Genomic DNA, 20491 nt, shown 5'->3' with positions numbered 1-20491 from the left:
ATGGTGCGGGCGGAGCTGCTGGCGGCACGCAAACGCCCCGGCGTGTGGATCGTCGGCGGCGCGTGGATCGCCCTCGCCCTGGTCTTCGGCACGGTGGTGCCGGCCGTCGTCTACCTGGCCGTACGGAACCGGCCGCCCGGCGCCGCCGGTGACCCGCAGGAACTGATCGACGGCCTGCTTCCGGACCGCTTCCTGTCGGGGACCGTGGCCCTGTACCCGATGTTCGGCAGTGCACTGATGCTGATCCTGGGCGCGGTGCTCACCGGAGGCGAGTTCCGGTGGGGGACCTGGGGGACACTTCTGGTCCAGCGGCCCGGCCGTACGGGCGCGGTTCTCGGCAAGGCGGCGTCCGCGGCGGTGGTGGTGCTCTGCGTCACGGCGCTGGTGGTGGCGCTCGGCGCCGCATCCGGCGCCGTCGCCGCGGCGCTGACCGGCCGGGCGGCGCACTGGCCGGACGTGTCCAGCCTCGCGGCCGCAGTCGCGGCCGCCTGGCTGATCAGCATGGCCGCGGCGAGCCTCGGCATGTTCCTGGCGATCCTGCTGCGCGGCACCGGCGCCGCCATCGGGGTGGGGCTGCTGTGGCTGCTGGCGGTGGAGAACCTGGTCTCCGGGCTGACCGGGGCCCTCCCGGTGCTGAAGGGGCTGCAGCGGCTGCTGATCGGGCCGAGCGCGGGCTCGTTGGCCGCCGCCCTCGACCCGTCCGGCACGGCCGGCACCTCGGTTCCCGGGGTGGTCTCGGTGTCGGGACCCGCCACGGCGAGCGTGGTGCTGACGGCGTACGTGGCGGTCTTCCTCGGCCTGTCCGCCCTGCTGCTCACCCGGCGCGACGTGGCCTGAAGGCCCGCCCGCCACGGGCGCCGGGACCGGCCGGCGGCGGGCGACGATGTCCGCCCCAGTCATATGGGACGCCTCCGTCGAAAAGCGGTCGGGGGAGCACTCTCGTCGGGCCCGCGTCGAGATGAAGGACGTGAACAGGGGCCCAGAGGGCTGCCGGGGCAGGGCGGTCTAGTCGGCGACCGTCGCCATCGCCGGTGGGATCCCGGTGGACCGGATGTGGTACGCCGTCCCCGCCTTCCCGACCATCAGCGAGGTGTGGCTGCGCGTGCTCGGAACCTGCCGACATGCGGCAGGTGTGACGTCGCGGCGAACGGCAAGGACCCGCCTCCCGGTGGGAGGCGGGTCCTCGGGTCCACTTTCCTACTTCGTCAGGTAGGCGTCGACGATGGTCTCGTCGACGGTGTTGCCCTGCTTGTCCACGGCCTGGGCCTTGAACGACACGCTGCCGCCGGCCTCGGGGTTGGTGATCCGAACCCGGCCGTCGTGCACGCTCAGCTTCTGCCAGTGGGCTCCCTTGTCGTAGGAGGCCCACACGCTCAGGGACTTGAGGTTCCCGCCCGCGGCGGAGCCGTGGACGGTCACGGGAACCCACACCTTCGCCCGGGCCTTGGCCGTGTTGTCGAGGGACAGGGCGGGGGTGAAGCGCACCGCGGAGGTCGGGAGCCTGGTGATCCCCGGGGCGAACTCGGAGGAGAACGTCCAGCTCGCGGTCATGCTCGTGGACACATCCGCGACCGTGCCGCGGTCGACCGAGACGGTCACCCGGTAGTCGGCCCGTTCGTTCTCCGCGATGTAGAAGACGTCCATCGGGTAGATGCTGCTGCGGACGAGCTCACCGTTGCGGTAGACGGACGTGCGTGCGCTCTCGATCGGGGAGTTGTTGTCGTTGATGTTCCCCTCGCTGTCCGAGAACAGCGGCAGCCGCCCGTCGATCGCCTCGTCGGACCGGACGAATCCGACGAGTCCCGCGTCCTCCGGGAGATCCGGCCCGAAGACACCGACGTTGAACACGTGCTCGTAGGAGCGCCCCGGCTTGAACGTCCTCGGCAGGGCGTCGTAGGAGGACTCGTAGGAGTCGTTCGCGTCGACCTGCATGAAGCCCAGCTGCCATGAGGGGTTCCCGGAGAACAGGTGCAGGGTTCCGGTGTAGGGCAGGGCGTGCACGGTGCCGAGGCCGGCACCGCCCTCGGTCACCGGAGTGACGAACCCGAACTTGCCCTTGGCCGGGGCACCCAGCTTCGCCTCGACCTCGGCGAACTCCCGGGCCTTGGCATGGTGGGTGAAGCCGGTGAGGTAGCGGTCGCCGGTCGGCTGGTACACCAGGTGGTACTCGTCGTGCCCACCCACGCCGGTGGAGAAGGTGGTCATGAGCTGCTGGGTCAGCCGGTCGCCCGCGGCAGCCTTGGGGCCGAGGTGGGCGGTGCGGTACTGCGCCAGGGAGTTGGTGAAGACCCCGTAGCGGGTGCCGAACCCGTCGGGCAGCTCGATGCCCGCGCTGAAGAAACCGAGGACGGGCTGGGCGGAAGGGTCGGGGACGGTGACGTCCAGCGCCTTGGCGGTGCGCGCGTCCACCGTCACCGTGGTGTCCGCGGCGATGTCGAGGTTGGGCTGGTTGAACCAGTCACCGCCCTGGCCGTAGGAGCCTTCTGGGTCGACCCGGACCATGGAGTTGAGGAAGTACCGGCCCTTGGGGACGCGCAACGAGTGCGTGTCGCCGGCCAGCACGAAGTTGGACCCCCTGGAGGGTCCCGTCAGGGCCTGGATCTGAGCGTCCCAGGCGGGGGCCGGAGCGGGCTTGCCGTTGCGGTCCAGGGTCTTGACCGTGAGGGTGTACATCTCGGACTCGCGGTCCACGGCCAGCGCGGTGCCGACGGTCTGACCGTCGCCGGTGGCCGTGATCCGTCCCGTGAAGGCACCAGTCGTGTCGCCGCCGAGGCGGGTATCGGCGGTGACCTTCACCGTCGCCTCGCCGTGCGCCGGAACGGTGACCTGCTCGTCAGCGGTGAACATCCCGTCCGGCGCGGCGTTTCCGTCCGGGCCGGTGGCGTCCACGGTCAGCTTCAGGGTGACCGGGGAGTCGCCGGTGTTGCGGTACGTGAGGTTCTTGGTGAGCGGCTGGTCGTCGGTGTGCGGCCACTGCGCGAGACCGAACGAGAGCGACGTCTCGCGGGCGACGACGGTCTGCTTGATCGCCTTGCGCAGGTCGATCCGGCCCGAGCCCTGCTCGAAGGCCGTGTATCCGCCGGACGTCGTCGAGGACACCAGCGCGTCCTTGATGTCCTCGCCGGTCCAGTCGGGGTGCTGCTGGACGAGGATGGCGGCGGCGCCGGCGACGTGGGGGGTGGCCATGGAGGTGCCGTCGAGGGCGATGTAGCCGTCCGCGACGGAGGGCGCGACACCGCCCAGGAAGCTGTCGTGCGCGGCCGCGGCCCCGATGGCCACACCGGGCGCCGTCACATCCGGCTTGATACCGCCGTCACCGACGCGCGGCCCGGTGCTGGAGAACGGGGCCAGGTGGTCCTGCTTGTCCACCGCGCCGACGGTGAGCGCGGCGTCGGCGCTGCCCGGCGTACCGATGGTGCCGGCTCCCAGCTCGCCGTTGTTGCCCGCCGCGATGACGAAGAGCGTTCCGCTCTCGGCCGACAGCCTGTTGACGGCCTCCTCCGCCGGATCGATCTCCGGGGAGTCGTAGGCGCCGAGGCTGAGGTTGACGACGTCCGCCTTCTCGGCGACGGCCCACTCCATGCCCGCGATGATCTGGGACATGCTGCCGCTGCCGCTGTCGCCGAGGACCTTGCCGTTGAGCAGGCGGGCTCCCGGCGCCACACCCTTGTACTTGCCACCGGACTTGGCGCCGGTGCCGGCCGTGATCGACGCGACGTGCGTGCCGTGACCGTAGTGGTCCCCGACGTCCGGGGAGTCGGAGAAGTTCTTCTCCTCGACGACCTGACCGGCCAGATCGGGGTGGCTGGTGTCGACACCCGAGTCGAGAACGGCGATACGCGTACCGGTGCCGTCGAAGCCGGCCGCCCAGGCCTCGGGGCCGCCGATCTGGGGGACGCTCTTGTCCAGGCTCGCCTGGACGACGCTGTCCAGCCACACCGAGGCGATCCCGGGGGCGACGGAGCGCTTCATGGCGCCGGCGGGACCGCTGGTGACGGCGGACCACAGTTCCGCGGTGCCGTCGGCGGTCGCAGCGACGGCGTCGGCGTTGACGCTGGCCAGCGTGCGCTCGACCTTGGCGCCGCCGGTGGAGCGCAGGGCCGTCCTGGCGGCCGGACGGGCCGCGTCGTACAGCACGATGAGCCGCAGGTCATGGCGGTCCGCGTAGGCCGCCGAGCTCAACGTGGTGATGTCGAACAGTCGCCGGTCCACCCGGCCGCTGCGGACCAGGTCCCGGGCGTCGTCAGGCAGGGCGTATATGTGGCCGTCGCGGGACTCCACCCGGATGGGTATGTCCTCGCGCCCCTTGCCGGGACGCGCGCCGACGATCTCGCCCTTCGCGTTCACCGCGATCCGGTCACCGGTGATCAGCGGGATCCACCGCTGCGCGCCGGTGGCGACCGAAGTCGCTCTGATCTCGGCGCCCGTTCCGAAGGCCGAGGCCGAGGCTGGGGACGATGCGGCGGACGAGGCCGTGCCGATGGGGGTGGCGAGTGCCAATGACGCCGACGGGGTAGCGGCGACCAGCAGCATGCTGATTCCCAAGACCGTGCCGATCGCAGGTCTCTTGGACGTGAACTTCACGATTTCCTCTCGCTCCATTTGCCCCGCGCCCACGCGTTGGTTCCACGGTGGCTTGGGGTGCGCCGCACAGCGAAGCACCAGTCCCGAGAGGGTGTCAACGGTTTGATCTTGCAGCGGGTGCCGGCGGCCAGGTGGCCGACCAGTGCATTTCTCCACGGCATAACCGCACTTTTCGATCCAATGTGCTCGGTGTCCGGAAAGGCGGGCACAGACCCATGCGCGACCCTCGGTGACACGGATGCGCCCGGCCGGGCGTGCGCCGCTGACTACGGGTCAAGTCAACCTCGATTGCCGCGCGTCGTCCGGGCCGAGTTTGCCGGTCCGGCGGCGGGCGTTGTCCACGAGCGAGCCCGCCTCGACCTTCGTCACCGACCTGTCGGGCCCGGTCAGCCGCTCGACGTGCTTCCTGGCCGCCAGGAGCGTTCGTTCCCTCACGGGCGTGGAACTCGAAGGGGCCAAGCCCAGTTGTCCCCGTCGTACGGCGTGCCGGCGACCACTCGCCGAGATCGGCTGGCGCGGACCGGGCCGGCTTCGACCTGGTGATGCTGGACTCGGACACCGCAGCCTGGGTCTCCATCTGGATCAAGAACGGCGGCGAGCTCGAAGCGCAAGGTCGAAGCGGCCTGCTTCGCTGTGTCGCCCGCCTGGACCAGGTCATACCTGTACTCAGCGAAGCGGACGACCCCGAGTACTGGCACCGCCTGCACGAGATGGCTCGACTCGTCGCGGATTCGTAGCCACCGAATGAGATGACCTCTAAACACCGTCGAACGCTAGAGCCGACCGGCCCGAGCGGAGGCTCCGCGTCCCCAAATACCGTACCTGCCCCGTCGACCCCTACCGCGAGCACCTGCGTAAACGCTGAGCCGAGGACCCCGCCGTCCCCGTTAAGCAGCCTTCGAAGAGATCAAGGCCCTCGGCTACGAGGGCTGCCTCAACCTGTCTCGGTCGGCATTGCGACGGGCGGTGGTCTTTCGCGGCGGGCGGTGTATGAGGTCCGTGTCACCCTCCTGGCGCGGGATGTAGTAGAAGCCGTCCTCTGTATCGGGGTCGTAGTGCACGACCGCACCCTCATCGGCGAGCATCTCCTTCCACGATTCCAGCCGGGCCCGGTCTGTCTCGGTCAGATCTCGGCCGTCGCGGAGCCGGGCCTCCACTCGCAGCATCGCCACCGGGTACTTCCAGCGGTGCTTCTCCTTCACCTCCCACGGGATCAAGTCATCGTCTCGGGTTATCCGACGATCGAGCCCGCGCCGACGCCGGAAGTTCCCCCACATCGACGGGACGGTTTCTATGCCGTACTTCCGCTTGTACTCATCGGTCATCCACTGGTAGGTCTTCCCCTGCTCGAACCAGCGGATGACCTCCTGCTCATCCTGGATCTTGCCCTTGGCCATACTGCCCCTCCCGTGTGCCACTTGCGTTCCAGTCACCGACCGGTCAGTGACGTTTTATCAGCGAAGTCAGCAGTCGGACAGACCGGGCCCGGCTGCAGACAAGCGTAAAACCCCTGGTAGGACCGGTGGTACTGGACGCACCCACGGCGCAGTCCAGACTGCCTGACTCGCGGGCCGCGGCAGCGACGAGACGAGCTTCGTTCGCGCACTGCCTCGCTGTCGCCCGTGCGCTTGTGCGGTCTTCGGGTTGTTGGTGGGTCACTGATCGGCGTGTTGCTGAAGGGGTCCGGAGCCGACGGCACTGGGGGAGGACGACGCGGTGTGTGGCTGAGGCGTTGCGGCCTCCGTCGGGGATGCGGGTCCGCTGCGGCGAATCCACAGGAAAGTTCCTGCCAGCAGCATGCTGCCCCCCAGTAGCCACGGCGCAGGGCCGGACGGAAGAACACCAATGATCAAGCCGGTGAGTGCTCCCACCAGTTGCTGAGCGAGAGACTGGACGGACAGCGCGGTGGCCCGGCCCGAACGTGAGACACGGCGGTGCAAGAGGTCGTTCTCACTCGGCCCCGCCGCACCAAGCCCGAGGTAGATCAGGCCGTAGCCGATGGTCGCGAGGACCAAGGAGGCCACTCCTGCGAACGCTGCGGTGGCGCCGAGCAGAAGCAGGCCGCTCGCGCTCGCGCCAAGGCTCACCATGACCGCACGTTCTCCGCTGTTCGCAAGTCGGGCGGTCAGTGGTGCAAGGTGGCTGCCGATACCCGCGCAGACGAATCCGGCGCAGGCGAGTGCGGCAAAGAGCACTGCCCCCGACTCCGACGCGCCCGTGAGAGCCGCAGCCCGCCCTGGCGTGAGCAGTTCGACCGCGGCCAGGGCGCTGCCGGTGGCGCCTGCGCTGAGGAACACCCGGCGGACCAGCGCATCGCGGCCCCCCAGCCGCAGGCCACCCACGATGGTGGCCGGGATGCCTCGAAGTACATCGCGCAAGGTGGCCGCCGGTCGGGGCCGCTCCCGCAGAGCGGTCAAGACATATGCCACGAAGGCGATCTCGACCGCTGCGCCCAGCAGGATCGGAACGGAAAGGGGCAGCACCAGCTCGGAAGTCGCCTCGCTCACTAGGGCGCCGAGGTCGGGGCCGAGGCCGAGCAGCCAGGGAAGGGCACCGCCGAGCAGGGTGCCCGTGGCAAGCGCGGCGGATGTCGCGGAGCTGCCGCGAGCCAGTCCGGTACGCAGTTCGGCGTCGAGGCCGGAGTGCTCCTGGACGGTGTCGACGTACCAGGCTTCGGCCGGACCGCTGGACAGGGCACGGCCCGCGCCCATCAGGGCCATGCCGAGGCCGAGCAGCCAGGGGGCGCTGCCCAGGCCCACGAGTGTCAAGGCGACCAGGTTCAGCAGGCCGGCAGCGGCCAGAACAGCGCGGCGTCCGAGGACGTCGGACAGTCCTCCGGTGGGCAGTTCCAGCGCGGAGGCGGTGAGGGAGTGCGCGGCGAAGAAGCCCGCGATGGCCGCCAGGGCCATGCCGCGCTCGGTGAACAGCAGGATCAGGGGAGCGATACTCAGCCCCAGTGGAAGCCAGAACAGAACGCAGACCGTGATGTAGCGGCGGCGTGCGGTGTGTATGTCCAGCGGCCCGGTCATGACGCGTCCTCGGTAACTGTCCCCGAAGGGGCGGCGGCGTCCGCCGGAGTGGCAGGGTTGCGCGGCGCCAAGGGCAGCCCGGCAGTGAGGAGTACGACCTGCGTTGCGCGCGGATCTTCTGCGTCGCGGGTGATCAGTTCCTCCAGCTTCCGGCCGAACACCTCCCAGAGTTCGGTGAGCGACTCGGGCGTCAGGCGGGGTATCAGGTCGTCGATTCCGGACGGCTCCACCCACTCCTGCCCCAGCCGCCCATCGGCGATGTCGGCTTCGTGACGGGCCAGAGATGCTTCCAGGTGCTCGATCTGGACCCGGCGCGACAGGGTGATCCACGCGCGGGTGCCCGGCGCGGCGTCCATTGCCGTATTGCTCCAGGCAGTCACGGAGTGCACCGCCTTCCAGCGGCGCTCCCGCCCGTCACGGTGCTCGGCCTCGGCAACGAACGCGTACTTCGCCAGCACCCTCAAGTGATAGCTGGTGGAAGCGGATGACTCCCCAGACCTGACAGCGAGTTCGCTCGCTGTGGCCGGGCCGTCCTGCCGCAGCATCCCGAGTAGCCGGATACGCAGAGGGTGCGTCAGGGCCTTCAGGGCTGCTGCGTCCCGCTCGGGATCGAGTACACGTTTCTGCTGCTCGCTGACCATGACGGGAGGGTAGAGCGATCCAGAGGCTTCCCAAAGGATTTTTGCAAAAATTCTTTTGGAAAGTTTGCTGGTCGCCCGTATCACCGGCACCGCGCACTGGCGGGACTGGACAGCGTTACGCGTCCGCACCTTGCCCACCCTCAGCGCCCATGAAGACCCCTTCGGGGGCGCCGCTGCTGCGTCCGGCATCCTGGGGCCCCGTGACCGACCCGGCGACCGGAGACGTCACCACGCAGGTCGCGATGGCCGGCGCCGCCGAGGTCGACGCCGCGGTCGCCGCAGCGAAGGAGGCGTTCGCCGGCTGGCGTACGTCCTCGCTCGCGCAGCGGACGGCAATCCTCCTCCCGCTACCGCGAGTTGCTGGACGCGCGCGGCGACCACCTCGCCGCGCTGATCACCGCCGAGCAGGGCAAGGTCCGCGCGGACGCGCTGGGCGAGGTGTCTCGGGGCCTGGAGATCGTCGAGCTGGCGTGCGGGCTCGGCACGGCCCTCAAGGGCGAGACGTCCACGGAGGTGGCGGGCCTGACCGACGTGGCGTCGGTCCGTCAGCCGCTCGGTGTGATCGTCGGCATCTCGCCGTTCAACTTCCCCGCGATGATCGGCATGTGGATGTTCCCCATGGCGATCGCCTGCGGGAACACTTTCGTGCACAAGCCGAGCAGCAAGGCCGATAGGGTCGGCACCGACTCGGACGCCTACCGGAACGAGATCTTCGGCCCCGTCCCGTGCGTGGTCCGCGCGGGGACGTACGAGGCGGCCATGCGTATCGTCAACGGTTCCCCGTTCGGCAACGCGAGCTCGATCTTCACCCGCGACGGCGGCGCGGCACGCCGGTTCCAACTCGAGGTCGAGACCGGCATGGTGGGCGTGAACGTGCCGATGCCGGTGCCGGTGGGCTACCACTCCTTCGGTGGCCGGAAGGACTCGGCCTTCGGCGACCACCGGATGTACGGCAGCGAAGCGGTGCACTTCTACACGCGGGGGAAGGTCATCACGAGCCGCTGGCCGGAACCGGCCGGGGTGACGGCCGGTTGAAGGTACTTGGGCCGTCGCCGCGTTCCGCTGACCGCCCCGGCCTCGTACGCGCGGCCGCGCACGCCCCTCCACGGTGCGGGCGCGGCCGTCCGGCCGCCGAACGTGACCCGGTCGCCGGACGAGATGCCGGCGCAGTCGCTCCTGCGCGGTTCGTTCCGCGTCGGCGAACCTGGCGTGGTGCAGCGCCGCAGCTTGCCGTAGCCGTTCATCCACGCGTGCGAACGCTCGACCACCCACCGTTTGCCGGCCTGGATCGGTGCGGGCACGCCCTTGCGGGCACGCCCTTGCGGGCGATCTCTGGGGTTCGAGCAGCAAGATGGCACAGCAGGCACGGGCCCTCCGGTGATCGCTGAGCGTAGAGAACTCCATGATCACTCAGGCCCGTGCCTGTCTCGTACTCACAGCGTCCAGCCGCCAGGCAGCCCACCATTCGCCGGTCGGTCTAAGGCTTTGGGCTGCTGCTGCAGGCGGGTGCCGGGCTGTCAGAAGGTGAGGACCAGTCGGCCGCGTACGCCGCCTGCTTCGAAACGGCGATGGGCCTCGGCCGCCTGGGCGGCGGGGTATTCGGCTGCGACCCGCAGTGACATGCGGCCTTCCTCTGCGAGCGCGCGCAGGTCGTCGAGCTTGTCGTTGGCATGGCGGTAGTCGGGCACGAAGACGTTCCGGACGATGACGTTCGCGGGGTCGCCCAGGGGAGTCGTGCCCGGTTCTCCCTCGCTGCGCGCGAGGGCCAGCTGACCTCCGGGCCGGATGGCGGGGAGCACCTCGGGGCCCATGACCGCGGAATCCACGACGGCTTCCACGCCGCCGGGAACGACCTCGAGGATGCGCGCGGCCACGCCCGGCCCTCGGCCGACGATCCGGTCGGCGCCCAGTGAGCGCACCAGTTCCTCGTCTGCGGGAGCCGCGTCGGCCACGACGCGCAGCCCGTCCGCCTTGGCCAGTTGTACGACGTAGCCGCCCATGGCGCCTGCGGCGCCGGTGACGGCGATCCAGTCGCCGGGAGTCAAGCCGAGTACGTCGAGGGCACGGCGTGCGGTCAGCCCGTTCATCGGGAGGGTGGCGGCCTCGACGTGGGTGGTTCCGGCCGGGGCCCTGACGACCTGCCGGGCGTCGAGGGCCACGTACTGCGCGTAGGCACCGCCGGAGGGGTCGATGGGGATGACGATCGCCATCACGCGGTCACCGACCTGCAGATCGGTGTCTGTTTCCGGACCGATCTCGTCCACGACGCCGGCAGCGTCCATGCCGGGTCGGTAAGGCGGGGTCAGGCGTCCTCGCAGCATGGGGTCGGTGTGGCCCTCACGCAGCAGGACGTCCGAGGGGTTCACCGAGGCCGCGTGCACGCGCACCCGGATCTGTCCCGGTCCGACCGCGGGGAGGGGCAGGTCCACGACCTCGAGTACCTCGGGACCGCCATAGCGGAAGACGCCTACAGCCTTCATCGCACTACTTCTCTCTGATGGGGGCCGCCGAGGCGGCCGTGATGTTCGGTTCTCAGGCACGGTTGCAGCCGCGCACTAGTTGTTTACCGAATGGTCAGTATAGAATATGACATCAAGGGCGCTGATCACTCAGGCATCCGGGACGGGCTGAATGCCCAGGTCGGACGGGGGTTACTGGACGGTTGAGCGAGAATGAGGCCCTCACGGCTCGCGCCAGCTGTGCTGCACTGCGCAGGCCCCCTCTGCGTCGCAGCCGGCTTGGCCGCCGGTGTCAGGGATCGTCAGTTGTGGTCCGCGGTCGGCCCAGGCCCGTTCCAGCAGTTCGGTAAAGGCTTCGGCCGGTTGGGCGCCGGAAAGTCCGTACTTCCCATCGACCACGAAGAACGGCACGCCTGTGATGCCCAACTGTGCGGCCTCGGCCTCGTCCGCGCGTACTTGGGCGGCATAAGCCTGCTTGTCAGTCATCACGGCGCGGGCGTCGGCTTCGCTGACGCCCGCGCGGACGGCAAGTTCGACTTGATGCTGCGGGTCGTAGAACCACCGCACCGACCGCCCCGGCACCTTCCACACCCGCTGGGACACCGACCGCACGGAGCAGAAGAGCAACTAAAGGGCCCGCCGCACGGACACGCTGAGCCGGGACGTGGCCAGGGCACCGGTGGGCAGAACGGCACCCGAAGCCGACCATCGCGAGATCGCGAAGGCGGCCGACGTGAATGCCATGCTGGTCAACCGCTGCTTCGGCTCCAAGGAGCGTCGACTGGGTGCACCGTTCCCAGGGCATGCGACGACGGCCCGGCAGCGGCCGCGTCAGGGGTGGTCCTCGCGGGCGACGGCGTCCGGCCGCCCCGCAGGGGAGTGGCTCTTGGATCCCGCCATGTGCTGTCCTCCCCACGATGTCCAATTCCATACTGCAGATTGCATGCCGTATGGAGGGTCGCGTCAGAGGCGGTGGATGCCCAGAGGGTGCCCGGGGAAGATGTGCCCTGGCCCCCTTACGGGCGGGGCGGCAACGGCGCGGCGGCCCGCACCGCCGCGCCGATGCCGGGCCCGCGGGGCGGGCCGGGCCTCATCGGAACGCGCGGCGTCAGGTGTGATGCTCCGCCGCGCTGCGGGTGTTCAGCGGCCCGTCGGGCGCAGGCCGGTCAGGACGAGGTCCACGGCGTCTTCGGCCCAGCCCGCACGGCCGCCGCGGCCGGCCATGTAGTCGGCATAGAAAGGGCCGAGTAGTGCGGAGACGGCTGCCTCCAGGTCGGCGCCGGAGCGGAGCTCACCGCGGTCGCGTGCCTGTTCGAGGACCTGGACCAGCAGGGCGCGCCGGGGCACCACGGTGCGCTCGCGCAGCAAGGCGAGGAGCTCGGGGGTGTGGGCTTCTTCGGCGAGACAGGTGCCGATCAGCGCCATGCCGCGTACGCGCTCCACGGTCGCGGCGAAGTCCTGGAGGATCGCCGTCAGGTCGGCCCGGGTGTCCCCGCTCGGCGGCGGGGCGTCGGCCATGCGCAGGGCCGCCAGCGCCGCGGTCAGGAGGTCCGCCTTGGTCTTCCAGCGCAGGTGGATGGTGGACTTGCTGACCTGTGCGGCGGCAGCGACCTGGCTCAGACTCATCCGCGTGTAGCCGTGCGAGGCCAGCAACTCCAGCGCCGCCTGGAGAATGGCGGCGTCCTTCTCGGACGACCGCGGCCGCCCGGCGCTCTTGGTCTGAGTGTCACCCATTCCGACAGGATAGGCGGGAATCCGCACCGAGCGGTTCGGTACGGATTCCCGTGCGTCCCGGAGGCAGGGCGGTGGCCGGAACGTGTCGGTGCTGTCCCCGGCCACAGGCGGAAGATGCGGGCCGGGCTGCCGGTCGGCTCTTCGGTGTCCGGCAGCCGCAGCACGCCGACGCCGCCCTCGCTGCGGCCGACCAGGACGGTCTGCGCGACCGGGCCGGCCGTTGCCGCGGCGGCCAGGGCCTTAAGCCGCATTCGTGGCGCGGCGTCGCGGATCCGGCGGCTGGTGGGCCGTGTGCCGCTGGGTCCGGGACGGGCCGCCCGCCCCGGCGAACGCGTCCTCGGCGGTCTGCGCGGCCGCCCGTGATCACTTGGCGGAGAGCACCATGTGGATCTTGAGGGCGAGATGCACCTGCAGCACCTGGTCGCCGCCGCGCCAGTGCGGGCCGAGGAGTGAGGTGATGCGGTCGATCCGCTGGTAGAGCGTATTGACGTGGACATAGAGCTGTTCGGCGGTGCGGTTCAGGCTCGAGTCGCAGGCGAAGAAGACGATCAGGGTGCGGGTGAGTTCGCCGCCGCGCCTGGCGTCGTAGTCGAGGACGGGGCCGATGGTGCGGCGCACGAAGCGGTGCAGTTCCTCGCGGCCGGCTTGGTGGAACAGCAGCCCGTAGACCCCGAGTTCACCGGGCGACGCCCCCTCTCCGTCGCGGTCGAGCGCGAGCAGGACATCGAGGCAGCGCGCCGCTGAGACGCACCCTCGTCCTGCTGTCCGCCGTGCTCCTGTCGACGGCGGCACTGTCCGCGAACGCCACGGCGGAGACGGAGCACCACTGCGAAGGACTGGACCGGATCCACGTGCCCGGCGCCGGACTGCAGCAGATCTCCTGCCACGACGACATGACCACCAGCGCCCTGGCCGGAACCCCGTACACCGACTCCACGGACTGGGCCTCGCTGGCCGCCGCGGGCACCCAGAACCCCACCGGTGTGCCCGGCACCCAGATCGACGGCTATTTCCCCGACTCCTCACATCTCAACACCACGCACGGCTGGAACCACGACGCACAGTTCGTGATCCGCCTGCCCGACCATTGGAACGGCGGTCTCGTCGTCACCGGCGCCCCCGGCGTGCGCAAGCAGTACTCCCTGGACACCCTCATCTCCGACTGGGTCCTCGCCCGGGGCTACGCCTTCGCCTCCACCGACAAGGGCAACAGCGGCCAGAACTTCTACACCGACGGCACCCGGCCGGGCGACGCGATCGCCGAATGGAACCGGCGCACCACCGAACTGACCCTCGCCGCCAAGCGCGTCGTCGCGCAGGCGTACGGGCGCGCCCCGGGCCGTACCTACATGACCGGCATCTCCAACGGCGGATATCTGACCCGGTGGCAGCTCGAGAACCACCCGGAGCTGTACGACGGCGGGGTGGACTGGGAAGGCGCGCTCTGGACCGCGAAGGGGCCGAACCTGTTCACCTACCTGCCGACCGCGGTCGCGTACCAGGCGGGCCGGGCCGGCCACGACGACATGATCGCCGCCGGGTTCACCCCCGGCACCGAGTTCCTGTGGCCGTACCACGAGACCGTCTACTGGGGCCTGACCCAGAAGGTGTACCGCGCCGAATTCGACCCGTCGTACGATCCCGGCTGCCCCGGAGCGTCGGCAGGTTCGACGACCGCGGAGATCCTGGCTCCCTGCGCCTCGGACGCCTCCTACGACTACGCAGCCAGACCCCGGTCCGTGCACCGGGCGGTCGACGGGGTGTCACTGACCGGCCGGATCGGGAGGCCCATGATCACCCTGCACGGTTCGCTCGACGCGCTGCTGCCGATCGCCACCGACTCCGACGTGTACGCGCGCATGATCGCCGACCGGCACCGCTCCCGGCTGCACCGCTACTACACCATCGAGGGCGGCACCCATGTGGACGGCCTCTACAACGCCTACCCGGACCGGCTGCGCCCCATCCTGCCCTGCTATCGCAGCGCGTTCGAGGCGCTCACCGACTGGGTCGAGCACCGCGCCGCCCCTCCGGCGAGCGGGACGGTCCCCAAGCCCGCGTCGGGCGACCTGATCAACTCCTGCGCACTGCGGTGACACCCGGCGGCACGTGACCTGGAGGCGGCCGACACCTCGGGCGAGCGAGGACTGTGGGCCGCTCCCGCTGGCAAGCGACCGCCGCGGTTCTACGGTGCAGCGGACCGCGCCGCTCCGGGGGGACGCCCGGGGCGGGCGCGGTCCCGTCCCCGCACCCCTCGACAAGGGAGGACCCATGTCGGTTCGCGACCGCGCCGGCAAGACCTGCTGGGCCGCACTGCTCGCCTTGCTGCTCGCCCTGTTCACCGTCCCGCACAGCGCCTCGGCGGCTTCGCTCACCCAGGTGAGCGGCTTCGGTTCCAACCCCGGCAACCTGTCGATGTACGCGTACGTCCCCGCCAACCTGCCCTCCGGCGCCCCCTTGGTGGTCGCCCTGCACGGCTGCACCCAGAGCGCGAGCGACTACTTCGGCCACTCCGGCTGGCCCAAGTACGCCGACGCCTACGGCTTCGCGCTGGTCTTTCCGCAGACGACCAGCGCCAACAACGCCAATTCGTGCTTCAACTGGTTCCAGTCCCAGGACTACACGCGTGGTCAGGGCGAGGCGCTGTCCATCAAGCAGATGGTCGACTACGCCAGGACGCAGTACGGCAGCGACGCGAGCCGTGTGTACATCACCGGGCTGTCCGCCGGCGGTGCCATGACCGCCGTGATGCTCGCCGACTACCCCGACGTCTTCGCCGGCGGATCCATCGACTCCGGCATCCCCGCAGGCTGCGCCACGGACCTGATCAGCGGTCTGACCTGTCAGAACAACCCGGTCGGCAAGACCCCGCAGCAGTGGGGCGACCTGGTACGCGGCGCCTCGGGCGGCTGGACCGGACCCTGGCCGCGCGTCGCGGTCTGGCAGGGCACGGCCGACACCACCGTCAACCCGGCCAACGCGACCGAGTCCCGCGACCAGTGGACCAACGTCTGGGGCATCAGCCAGACCCCGTCCTCGACCGCGTCCCTCCCCGGCGGCACCACCCAGGCCGTCTACGACGACGCCGGCGGCAAGCCGGCCGTCGAGACCTACACCGTCTCCGGCATGGCCCACGGCCTCGCCGTCAGCCCCGGATCCGCCGGAGACCAGTGCGGCACCACCGGCACCTACTACCTCAACTACATCTGCTCCAGCTACTACACCGCGAGGTTCTGGGGCCTGGACGGTTCCGGCGGCACGGGCAGCCTCCCCGCCCCCGGCGGCCTGACGGTCACAGGCACCACCGACAACAGCGTGTCGCTGTCCTGGGGCGCCGTCAGCGACGCGGCTTCGTACAACGTCTACCGGGACGGGACGAAGGTCGGCTCGACGGCCTCCACCTCGTACACCGACACCGGCCTCGCCTCCGGCACCGGCTACCGCTACACCGTCGCCGCCGCCGACGCCTCCGGCCGCGTGGGCGCGTCCTCCGCGGCCGTGACGGCGACCACCACCGGCTACCAGCCGCGATGCTTCACCGACAGCAACTACAACCAGGTCGTCGCGGGGCGGGCCCACCAGAGCCTCGGATACGTCTATGCCAACGGCTCCAACCAGTACATGGGCCTGTACAACCTCTACGTGACGCACACGCTGGAGGAGACCTCCACCGGCTACTACGTGATCGCCGACTCCGGCTGCCCCGCCTGACCAGGCCCGGGCCCCGGCTCGCCCTGATCCGCCGGGCGGTGAACCGGGGCCCGGCGCCCCCGGCGGTGAAGGCGGTGGACACGGGGATCCGCCCGGTGATCCGCTGCCGGGGGGTGGAGCAGGCTCCACCCCCGTCCGCCCGGTCAGGCCTGTGGTACAGAAAGCGCCGTGAGCTCCTCGCTGACGCGCCACAGACGGGCGGCCAGTTCCCGGTCGTAGGAGAGCTTGCTGCTGCGCTCGGGTCTGCTCTTGGCGAAGTAGCCGCCTGACACGTCCGCGACGTCGGGGGAGATGGCGAGGTAGACGGAGGTCGCGGCGGCCTTGGCCGGGCTGGGCATGAAGGGCCGGACAAGCGGGGTGAGCAGGCGCAGCACGCGGCTGGGGTCTTCCTTGCCGAAGTCCGTACGGACGACGCCGGGGTGCAGGACGTTGGCGGTGACGCCGGTGTCCTCCATGCGGCGGGCGAGCTCGTAGCTGAAGGGCACGTTGGCGAGTTTGGACTGGTTGTAGGCGCGCGCTGGCCGGAGTAGCCGCGCTCGCCCTGCAGGTTGCCGAAGTCGATCCTGCCCATGGCCTGGGCGCCGGAGCTCACGGTCACCACACGCGCCGCGTGGTGGGGTCTCAGCCGGTGACGACCAGACCCTTCTGCAGTGCCCGGCGGATGAGGACCTTGGCGCGGCTCCTGCCGTGGGTGTCCGCAGTCCGCACCAGCGGGGCCGGTCCGTTCTGCGTGCTCAGAGGGCGTCCAGGCGCGGGACGACGTGCTCGCCGAGGTATTGGACGACCGGTCGCGGGTCGGGGCCGAACGGCATGAGGTGGACCTCTTCGAAGCCGAGGGACGCGTAACCCTGCATGTCCTTGAGGAAGGCGTCGGTGGAGGCCGCGTCGTGCGGTGGTGCGCCAAGGTGCATCAGGGTCTTGGTGATGGTTTCGACGTCGCGGCCCTCGCGCTCGCAGTGCTCGCGCAGGATCTCGGACTTGCGCGTCACCGTCTCCAGGTCTCCCATGATGTTCCAGGCGTCGGCGTACTTGGCGACCAGCCGCAGGGTCTTCTTCTCGCCTCCGCCGCCGATGAGCACCGGCGGATGCGGACGGGTCAGCGGCTGAGGGGAGTTGAGGGTCTCGGCGAGTCGGTAGTGCCTGCCGGTGTACGGGCCGTTGTTCTCGCTCCACATCTGGCGGACGATCTGGAGGACTTCCTCCAGACGCTCGAAGCGTTCGGCGAGCGGCGGGAACGGCACGCCGAGGGCGTGGTGTTCGCGTTCGTACCAGGCGGCGCCGATACCGAGCGTGGCCCGGCCGCCGGACAGCACGTCCAAAGTGGAGACGATCTTGGCGAGCAGGCCGGGGTGCCGGTAGGTGGCACCGGTGACCAGCAGATGCAGCCGGATCGCCCGGGTGTGGGCGGCGAGGAAGCCGAGGGTGGCGTAGCCCTCCAGCATGGGGGCGTCGACGTCGCCCAGGCCCATGCCGCCGATCTGCAGGTAGTGATCCATCAGCGACAGCGAGGCGATGCCCGCCTCTTCGGCCAGTTGCGCCGTTTCGGTGAGCACCGGCGCGATGGCCGGCGTACCGCCGGGGACGTCGAAGGAGACAAGGTGGATGCCGGTCTTCATGGTGTATGCCCTTCTCAGGAGGAGCGGGGAACGGGGCAGGGGAGATGGAGGCGACGATCCCGCCCCGCACATGGCGGCCGGCCGGCTCGACGAGCGCGTCCGGGACGTCGGCCGACGCCGGCCCCGGCGAGCATGGGGGTCGACTCGGCCGACGGCGACCAGGGCCATCGGGTCGGTGAGCATGTGTGCCGTATCGACACGGGGTCGCTCGTCACCGTGCGCGTAGGCGGCACCGAGGGCGATCCCGTGCACCGACGGGTGGTCCTGAGCAGTGGCACGGCGCCCGGGTCGGGACGACCTGCGACGGCGGCGATCCCACTGCCGTGGGTGAGTGAAAACGTACTCTCCGTGTCCGACGCGGATCCGACGGGTCCACCGCGGCGCCCATGCCGCGCCCGTCGGTCTCGTCCTGGACCCGGGCGGTGATGTCTTCGCCGCAGTAGCCGATGGCTTCGTGCGCAGTGAGCCCGGGACCCATCCGGTGTTCCGTGCGAACGGGGACGTGATCGCGCAGGCGCCGCCCGGGGGAGCGATCCGGACGGCGAGTCCGCCCACGCCGCCGGCGATCAGCACAGCGTCGCCCGCCTCGACACCCAGGCGGCCGACGACTCCTTGTGCGCGGTCGCCCGGCGCACAGCAGCGCGGTGGCCGACACGGCGCCGCGCAGGGCCAGGCCGGCACGGGACGGCGGCCTGGGCCGGCGCGTACTCCCCGAAGCCTCCCCGGTGGCGCAGATCAACCGGGCAGGCCGCACACCGGCCGACATGGGTGCCGGTGACACCCTCACCCAGCGCGTCGACGACACCCACCACGTCCGGATCCGGCACGCGCGGCCAGGCCCAGTCCGCATGGCCGGCGACGGCGATCCGGTGGTCGACCGGATCGAGCCCGAACGCCTCCACGCGGACACGGGGTCTGTCCAGCCCCGGTCGGGGCCCGGGCCACCGGGCCGCGGTCAGGCGCCGGTGCGGGCGCCGGCGATGTGGAAGTTGAAGTCGGCGTGGCCGACCGCGCCCCACAGCCGCAGCCAGATCGGCAGGAGCATCTCGGTGCCGCGGGCGGTGGTGATGTCACCGAGGTCGATGACGCTCGCCTCGGGCCAGCCGAAGGAGACCAGCAGTTCGGTGACGGCCTTCTTCGCGTCGGTGTCGTCGCCGGAGACGAAGACGTCGTGCTCGCCCGCAACGCGGGACGGCTCGACCATGACCTGGCAGTTCATGGTGTTCAGCGTCTTGACGACCTTGGCCTCGGGGAAGGCCCGCTGGACCTGCTCGCCGAGGCTGTCGGTGTTCACCGGGTTCAAAGACGGCGGCATGCCCTGGGAGAAGTCCAGCGGGTTGGCGATGTCGATGAGCACCTTGCCCGCCAGGTTGGCGGCACCCGCGGCTTCGAGCGCCTGCAGGGTCGCGGCACCGGAGGTGGTGTTGACCACCGCCTCCCCCCAGACGGCCGCGTCGGCGAAGGTCTCCAGGCGCACCTTCGGGTTGGCCGCGTGCCACTGGGAGAACGGCGGGTTGCCGTAGGCGTCGGGCTCGACGCGGGCGAGCGTGGCCTTCGGGTCGCGCGTGCCGACGACGACCTCGTGGCCGAGGGAGACAAGCCGGGCGGCCATCGTCCGCCCGACGACTCCGGTGCCGAGAACCGTGTAACGCATGGAGGTAGGTCCTTTCCGAGGGTGGACGTCGCGACGGGGTCCGCCCGACGCCTCTAAATCTAAACCGAGTGGTTCGGTATTGCAATACGGCTATCCTGGTCACATGGAAAAGACGGAGACGGAAGGCTGCCGCAGCCCTGCGGGACGGCCCCGCTGCGCGGGGAAGGAGTCCGCGATCCTCGCCGCGGCACTGACCCTGCTCGCCGAACAGGGCTTCACCCGCATGACCCTGGACGCCGTCGCGCGGGCCGCCGGAGTCAGCAAGGCGACCATCCACCTGCGCTTCAAAACGAAGGCCGAGCTGGCCGCGGCCGCACTGAAGACCCTGCACCCCTGCTCCGCACCGCCGGAGACCGGGGACGTGCGCGCCGACATCGTCGCCCTGCTCGCCGACTTCTCCGCCACCCTCATCCGCACCGGCGGCGTGGCCCTGATCGGCACCTGCCTGGCCGAGGAAGCCCACACTCCCGAACTGCTGGCACTCTTCCGCGAGCATGCGGTGCAACCACGGCGCGCGGCCCTGCGGCGACTGCTCGACCGGGCCCGCACGCAGGGCGAGCTCGCCTGCGACGCCGACCCGGACACACTGGCCTCGGCCCTGCTCGGCGTCTTCTACGCCGACCACCTCGCCGGACGCAGCACCGGCAGAGACTGGGCGGAGCGCACCGTGGCTCCCGTGCTCACCCCGACATCATCCGCATAACCACCTTGCGCACGTCAAGCGTTCACGCAGTCCCAAGTCGCCACCTGGACCAATCCCGCCCCCCGTCGCCGTCACAACGGCCCCTTCCCGCGCGGTGCGCCGGCTCGCGGACGGCACGTGACCGGCGATCACGACCCTTCCCGCTCACTGCGGGGAGGGCCGCCCCTCAATGCTTTGTGCTCACCGCGCCGCCGCATTCGTCCGTTCAAGCCATTGACCTGCGGATACTCCGCATGACGCTCCGCCGGCCGGGTCAAACGGCCTCACCGCCGACGGCTACCGCGAGATCCTCGGCCTGGGCCGGCAGCGGCGGGGAGGGCGCCAAGTACTGGCAGACCATCCTGACCGGGATCAAGAACA

18 protein-coding genes and 4 pseudogenes are annotated in these 20491 nt (G+C 70.4%); 8 read left to right on the top strand and 14 right to left on the bottom strand.

All coding sequences use genetic code 11. The annotated features are described in order from the left end of the window. Positions 1 to 837 carry a DUF2705 family protein gene (locus AC3EUJ_RS33770; RefSeq protein ID WP_488180991.1) on the top strand — a complete coding sequence of 279 codons (837 nt, stop codon included), beginning with the start codon at positions 1 to 3 and terminating at the stop codon, positions 835 to 837. Between the two features lie 360 nt (positions 838 to 1197). On the opposite strand, the gene AC3EUJ_RS33765 is transcribed toward AC3EUJ_RS33770, so the two are convergent. Together AC3EUJ_RS33765 and AC3EUJ_RS33760 are read right to left on the bottom strand one after the other, a co-directional pair. Next, complete coding sequence (locus AC3EUJ_RS33765; protein WP_431968237.1) at positions 1198 to 4584, bottom strand: S8 family peptidase; 3387 nt, start codon at positions 4582 to 4584, stop codon at positions 1198 to 1200. Between the two features lie 273 nt (positions 4585 to 4857). Then, the gene (locus AC3EUJ_RS33760) at positions 4858 to 5019 is read right to left on the bottom strand and encodes a hypothetical protein (RefSeq protein WP_431968235.1); all 162 of its coding nucleotides are present in this window, start codon (positions 5017 to 5019) and stop codon (positions 4858 to 4860) included. Between the two features lie 107 nt (positions 5020 to 5126). Here AC3EUJ_RS33760 and AC3EUJ_RS33755 point away from each other — a divergent pair, with 107 nt between their 5' ends. Next, the gene (locus AC3EUJ_RS33755; RefSeq protein ID WP_431968233.1) at positions 5127 to 5321 is read left to right on the top strand and encodes a hypothetical protein; all 195 of its coding nucleotides are present in this window, start codon (positions 5127 to 5129) and stop codon (positions 5319 to 5321) included. Positions 5322 to 5356: 35 nt separating this feature from the next. After that, a pseudogene (locus AC3EUJ_RS33750) lies at positions 5357 to 5526 on the top strand (ISL3 family transposase); the annotation flags it as partial. Here the strand turns inward: AC3EUJ_RS33750 and AC3EUJ_RS33745 are convergent. The 3 genes from AC3EUJ_RS33745 to AC3EUJ_RS33735 all read right to left on the bottom strand — a co-directional run bounded on the left by AC3EUJ_RS33745 (position 5505) and on the right by AC3EUJ_RS33735 (position 8254). Further along, entirely contained in the window at positions 5505 to 5981 is a 477-nt protein-coding gene (locus AC3EUJ_RS33745; RefSeq protein ID WP_431968231.1) for a hypothetical protein, read from the bottom strand. The pseudogene AC3EUJ_RS33750 and the gene AC3EUJ_RS33745 overlap by 22 nt on opposite strands. 258 nt (positions 5982 to 6239) lie before the next feature. Beyond that, complete coding sequence (locus AC3EUJ_RS33740; protein WP_431968229.1) at positions 6240 to 7613, bottom strand: MFS transporter; 1374 nt, start codon at positions 7611 to 7613, stop codon at positions 6240 to 6242. Continuing rightward, entirely contained in the window at positions 7610 to 8254 is a 645-nt protein-coding gene (locus AC3EUJ_RS33735; protein ID WP_431968227.1) for an ArsR/SmtB family transcription factor, read from the bottom strand. The genes AC3EUJ_RS33740 and AC3EUJ_RS33735 overlap by 4 nt, the downstream gene beginning before the upstream one ends. Before the next feature lie 149 nt (positions 8255 to 8403). On the opposite strand from AC3EUJ_RS33735, the pseudogene AC3EUJ_RS33730 reads away from it, so the two are divergent. After that, a pseudogene (locus tag AC3EUJ_RS33730) lies at positions 8404 to 9289 on the top strand (aldehyde dehydrogenase family protein). 176 nt (positions 9290 to 9465) lie between these two features. Here the strand turns inward: AC3EUJ_RS33730 and AC3EUJ_RS33725 are convergent. The 5 genes and pseudogenes from AC3EUJ_RS33725 to AC3EUJ_RS33705 all read right to left on the bottom strand — a co-directional run. Continuing rightward, positions 9466 to 9567: pseudogene (locus tag AC3EUJ_RS33725) on the bottom strand (IS5/IS1182 family transposase); the annotation flags it as partial. 204 nt (positions 9568 to 9771) lie between these two features. Continuing rightward, a complete protein-coding gene (locus AC3EUJ_RS33720) occupies positions 9772 to 10734 on the bottom strand; it encodes a quinone oxidoreductase family protein (protein ID WP_431968225.1) in 963 nt (320 codons plus the stop codon). Between the two features lie 201 nt (positions 10735 to 10935). Next, positions 10936 to 11280 carry a DsbA family oxidoreductase gene (locus AC3EUJ_RS33715; protein WP_431968223.1) on the bottom strand — a complete coding sequence of 115 codons (345 nt, stop codon included), beginning with the start codon at positions 11278 to 11280 and terminating at the stop codon, positions 10936 to 10938. A gap of 573 nt (positions 11281 to 11853) precedes the next feature. Next, on the bottom strand, positions 11854 to 12447 hold the full coding sequence (locus tag AC3EUJ_RS33710; protein ID WP_431968221.1) for a TetR/AcrR family transcriptional regulator: 594 nt from the start codon (positions 12445 to 12447) through the stop codon (positions 11854 to 11856). A gap of 363 nt (positions 12448 to 12810) precedes the next feature. Further along, the gene (locus AC3EUJ_RS33705) at positions 12811 to 13065 is read right to left on the bottom strand and encodes a PucR family transcriptional regulator (protein ID WP_431968219.1); all 255 of its coding nucleotides are present in this window, start codon (positions 13063 to 13065) and stop codon (positions 12811 to 12813) included. A 143-nt stretch (positions 13066 to 13208) separates the two neighbouring features. Here AC3EUJ_RS33705 and AC3EUJ_RS33700 point away from each other — a divergent pair, with 143 nt between their 5' ends. Both AC3EUJ_RS33700 and AC3EUJ_RS33695 read left to right on the top strand, forming a co-directional pair. Further along, the gene (locus AC3EUJ_RS33700) at positions 13209 to 14543 is read left to right on the top strand and encodes a tannase/feruloyl esterase family alpha/beta hydrolase (protein ID WP_431968255.1); all 1335 of its coding nucleotides are present in this window, start codon (positions 13209 to 13211) and stop codon (positions 14541 to 14543) included. A gap of 175 nt (positions 14544 to 14718) precedes the next feature. Continuing rightward, positions 14719 to 16158 (top strand): extracellular catalytic domain type 1 short-chain-length polyhydroxyalkanoate depolymerase, encoded by a 1440-nt coding sequence (locus AC3EUJ_RS33695; protein ID WP_431968217.1) that lies wholly within the window; start codon positions 14719 to 14721, stop codon positions 16156 to 16158. A 143-nt stretch (positions 16159 to 16301) separates the two neighbouring features. Here the strand turns inward: AC3EUJ_RS33695 and AC3EUJ_RS33690 are convergent, their stop codons facing one another. The 4 genes from AC3EUJ_RS33690 to AC3EUJ_RS33675 all read right to left on the bottom strand — a co-directional run bounded on the left by AC3EUJ_RS33690 (position 16302) and on the right by AC3EUJ_RS33675 (position 19428). Then, positions 16302 to 16643 carry a Rossmann-fold NAD(P)-binding domain-containing protein gene (locus AC3EUJ_RS33690; protein WP_431968215.1) on the bottom strand — a complete coding sequence of 114 codons (342 nt, stop codon included), beginning with the start codon at positions 16641 to 16643 and terminating at the stop codon, positions 16302 to 16304. Positions 16644 to 16892: 249 nt separating this feature from the next. Beyond that, complete coding sequence (locus tag AC3EUJ_RS33685) at positions 16893 to 17774, bottom strand: LLM class F420-dependent oxidoreductase (RefSeq protein WP_431968213.1); 882 nt, start codon at positions 17772 to 17774, stop codon at positions 16893 to 16895. 566 nt (positions 17775 to 18340) lie between these two features. Then, positions 18341 to 18676 (bottom strand): MDR/zinc-dependent alcohol dehydrogenase-like family protein, encoded by a 336-nt coding sequence (locus tag AC3EUJ_RS33680; RefSeq protein ID WP_431968211.1) that lies wholly within the window; start codon positions 18674 to 18676, stop codon positions 18341 to 18343. A 53-nt stretch (positions 18677 to 18729) separates the two neighbouring features. Further along, complete coding sequence (locus AC3EUJ_RS33675) at positions 18730 to 19428, bottom strand: NADPH-dependent F420 reductase (protein ID WP_431968209.1); 699 nt, start codon at positions 19426 to 19428, stop codon at positions 18730 to 18732. A 103-nt stretch (positions 19429 to 19531) separates the two neighbouring features. Here AC3EUJ_RS33675 and AC3EUJ_RS33670 point away from each other — a divergent pair, with 103 nt between their 5' ends. Both AC3EUJ_RS33670 and AC3EUJ_RS33665 read left to right on the top strand, forming a co-directional pair. Next, positions 19532 to 20131, top strand: coding sequence for a TetR/AcrR family transcriptional regulator (locus AC3EUJ_RS33670; protein ID WP_431968207.1), 600 nt, complete (start codon positions 19532 to 19534; stop codon positions 20129 to 20131). A gap of 262 nt (positions 20132 to 20393) precedes the next feature. After that, positions 20394 to 20491: pseudogene (locus AC3EUJ_RS33665) on the top strand (transposase); the annotation flags it as partial.

The organism is Actinacidiphila sp. bgisy160, assembly GCF_057707815.1.
Note: the sequence above shows the minus strand (reverse complement) of the source record. Positions and strands in the feature narration are given on the sequence as shown.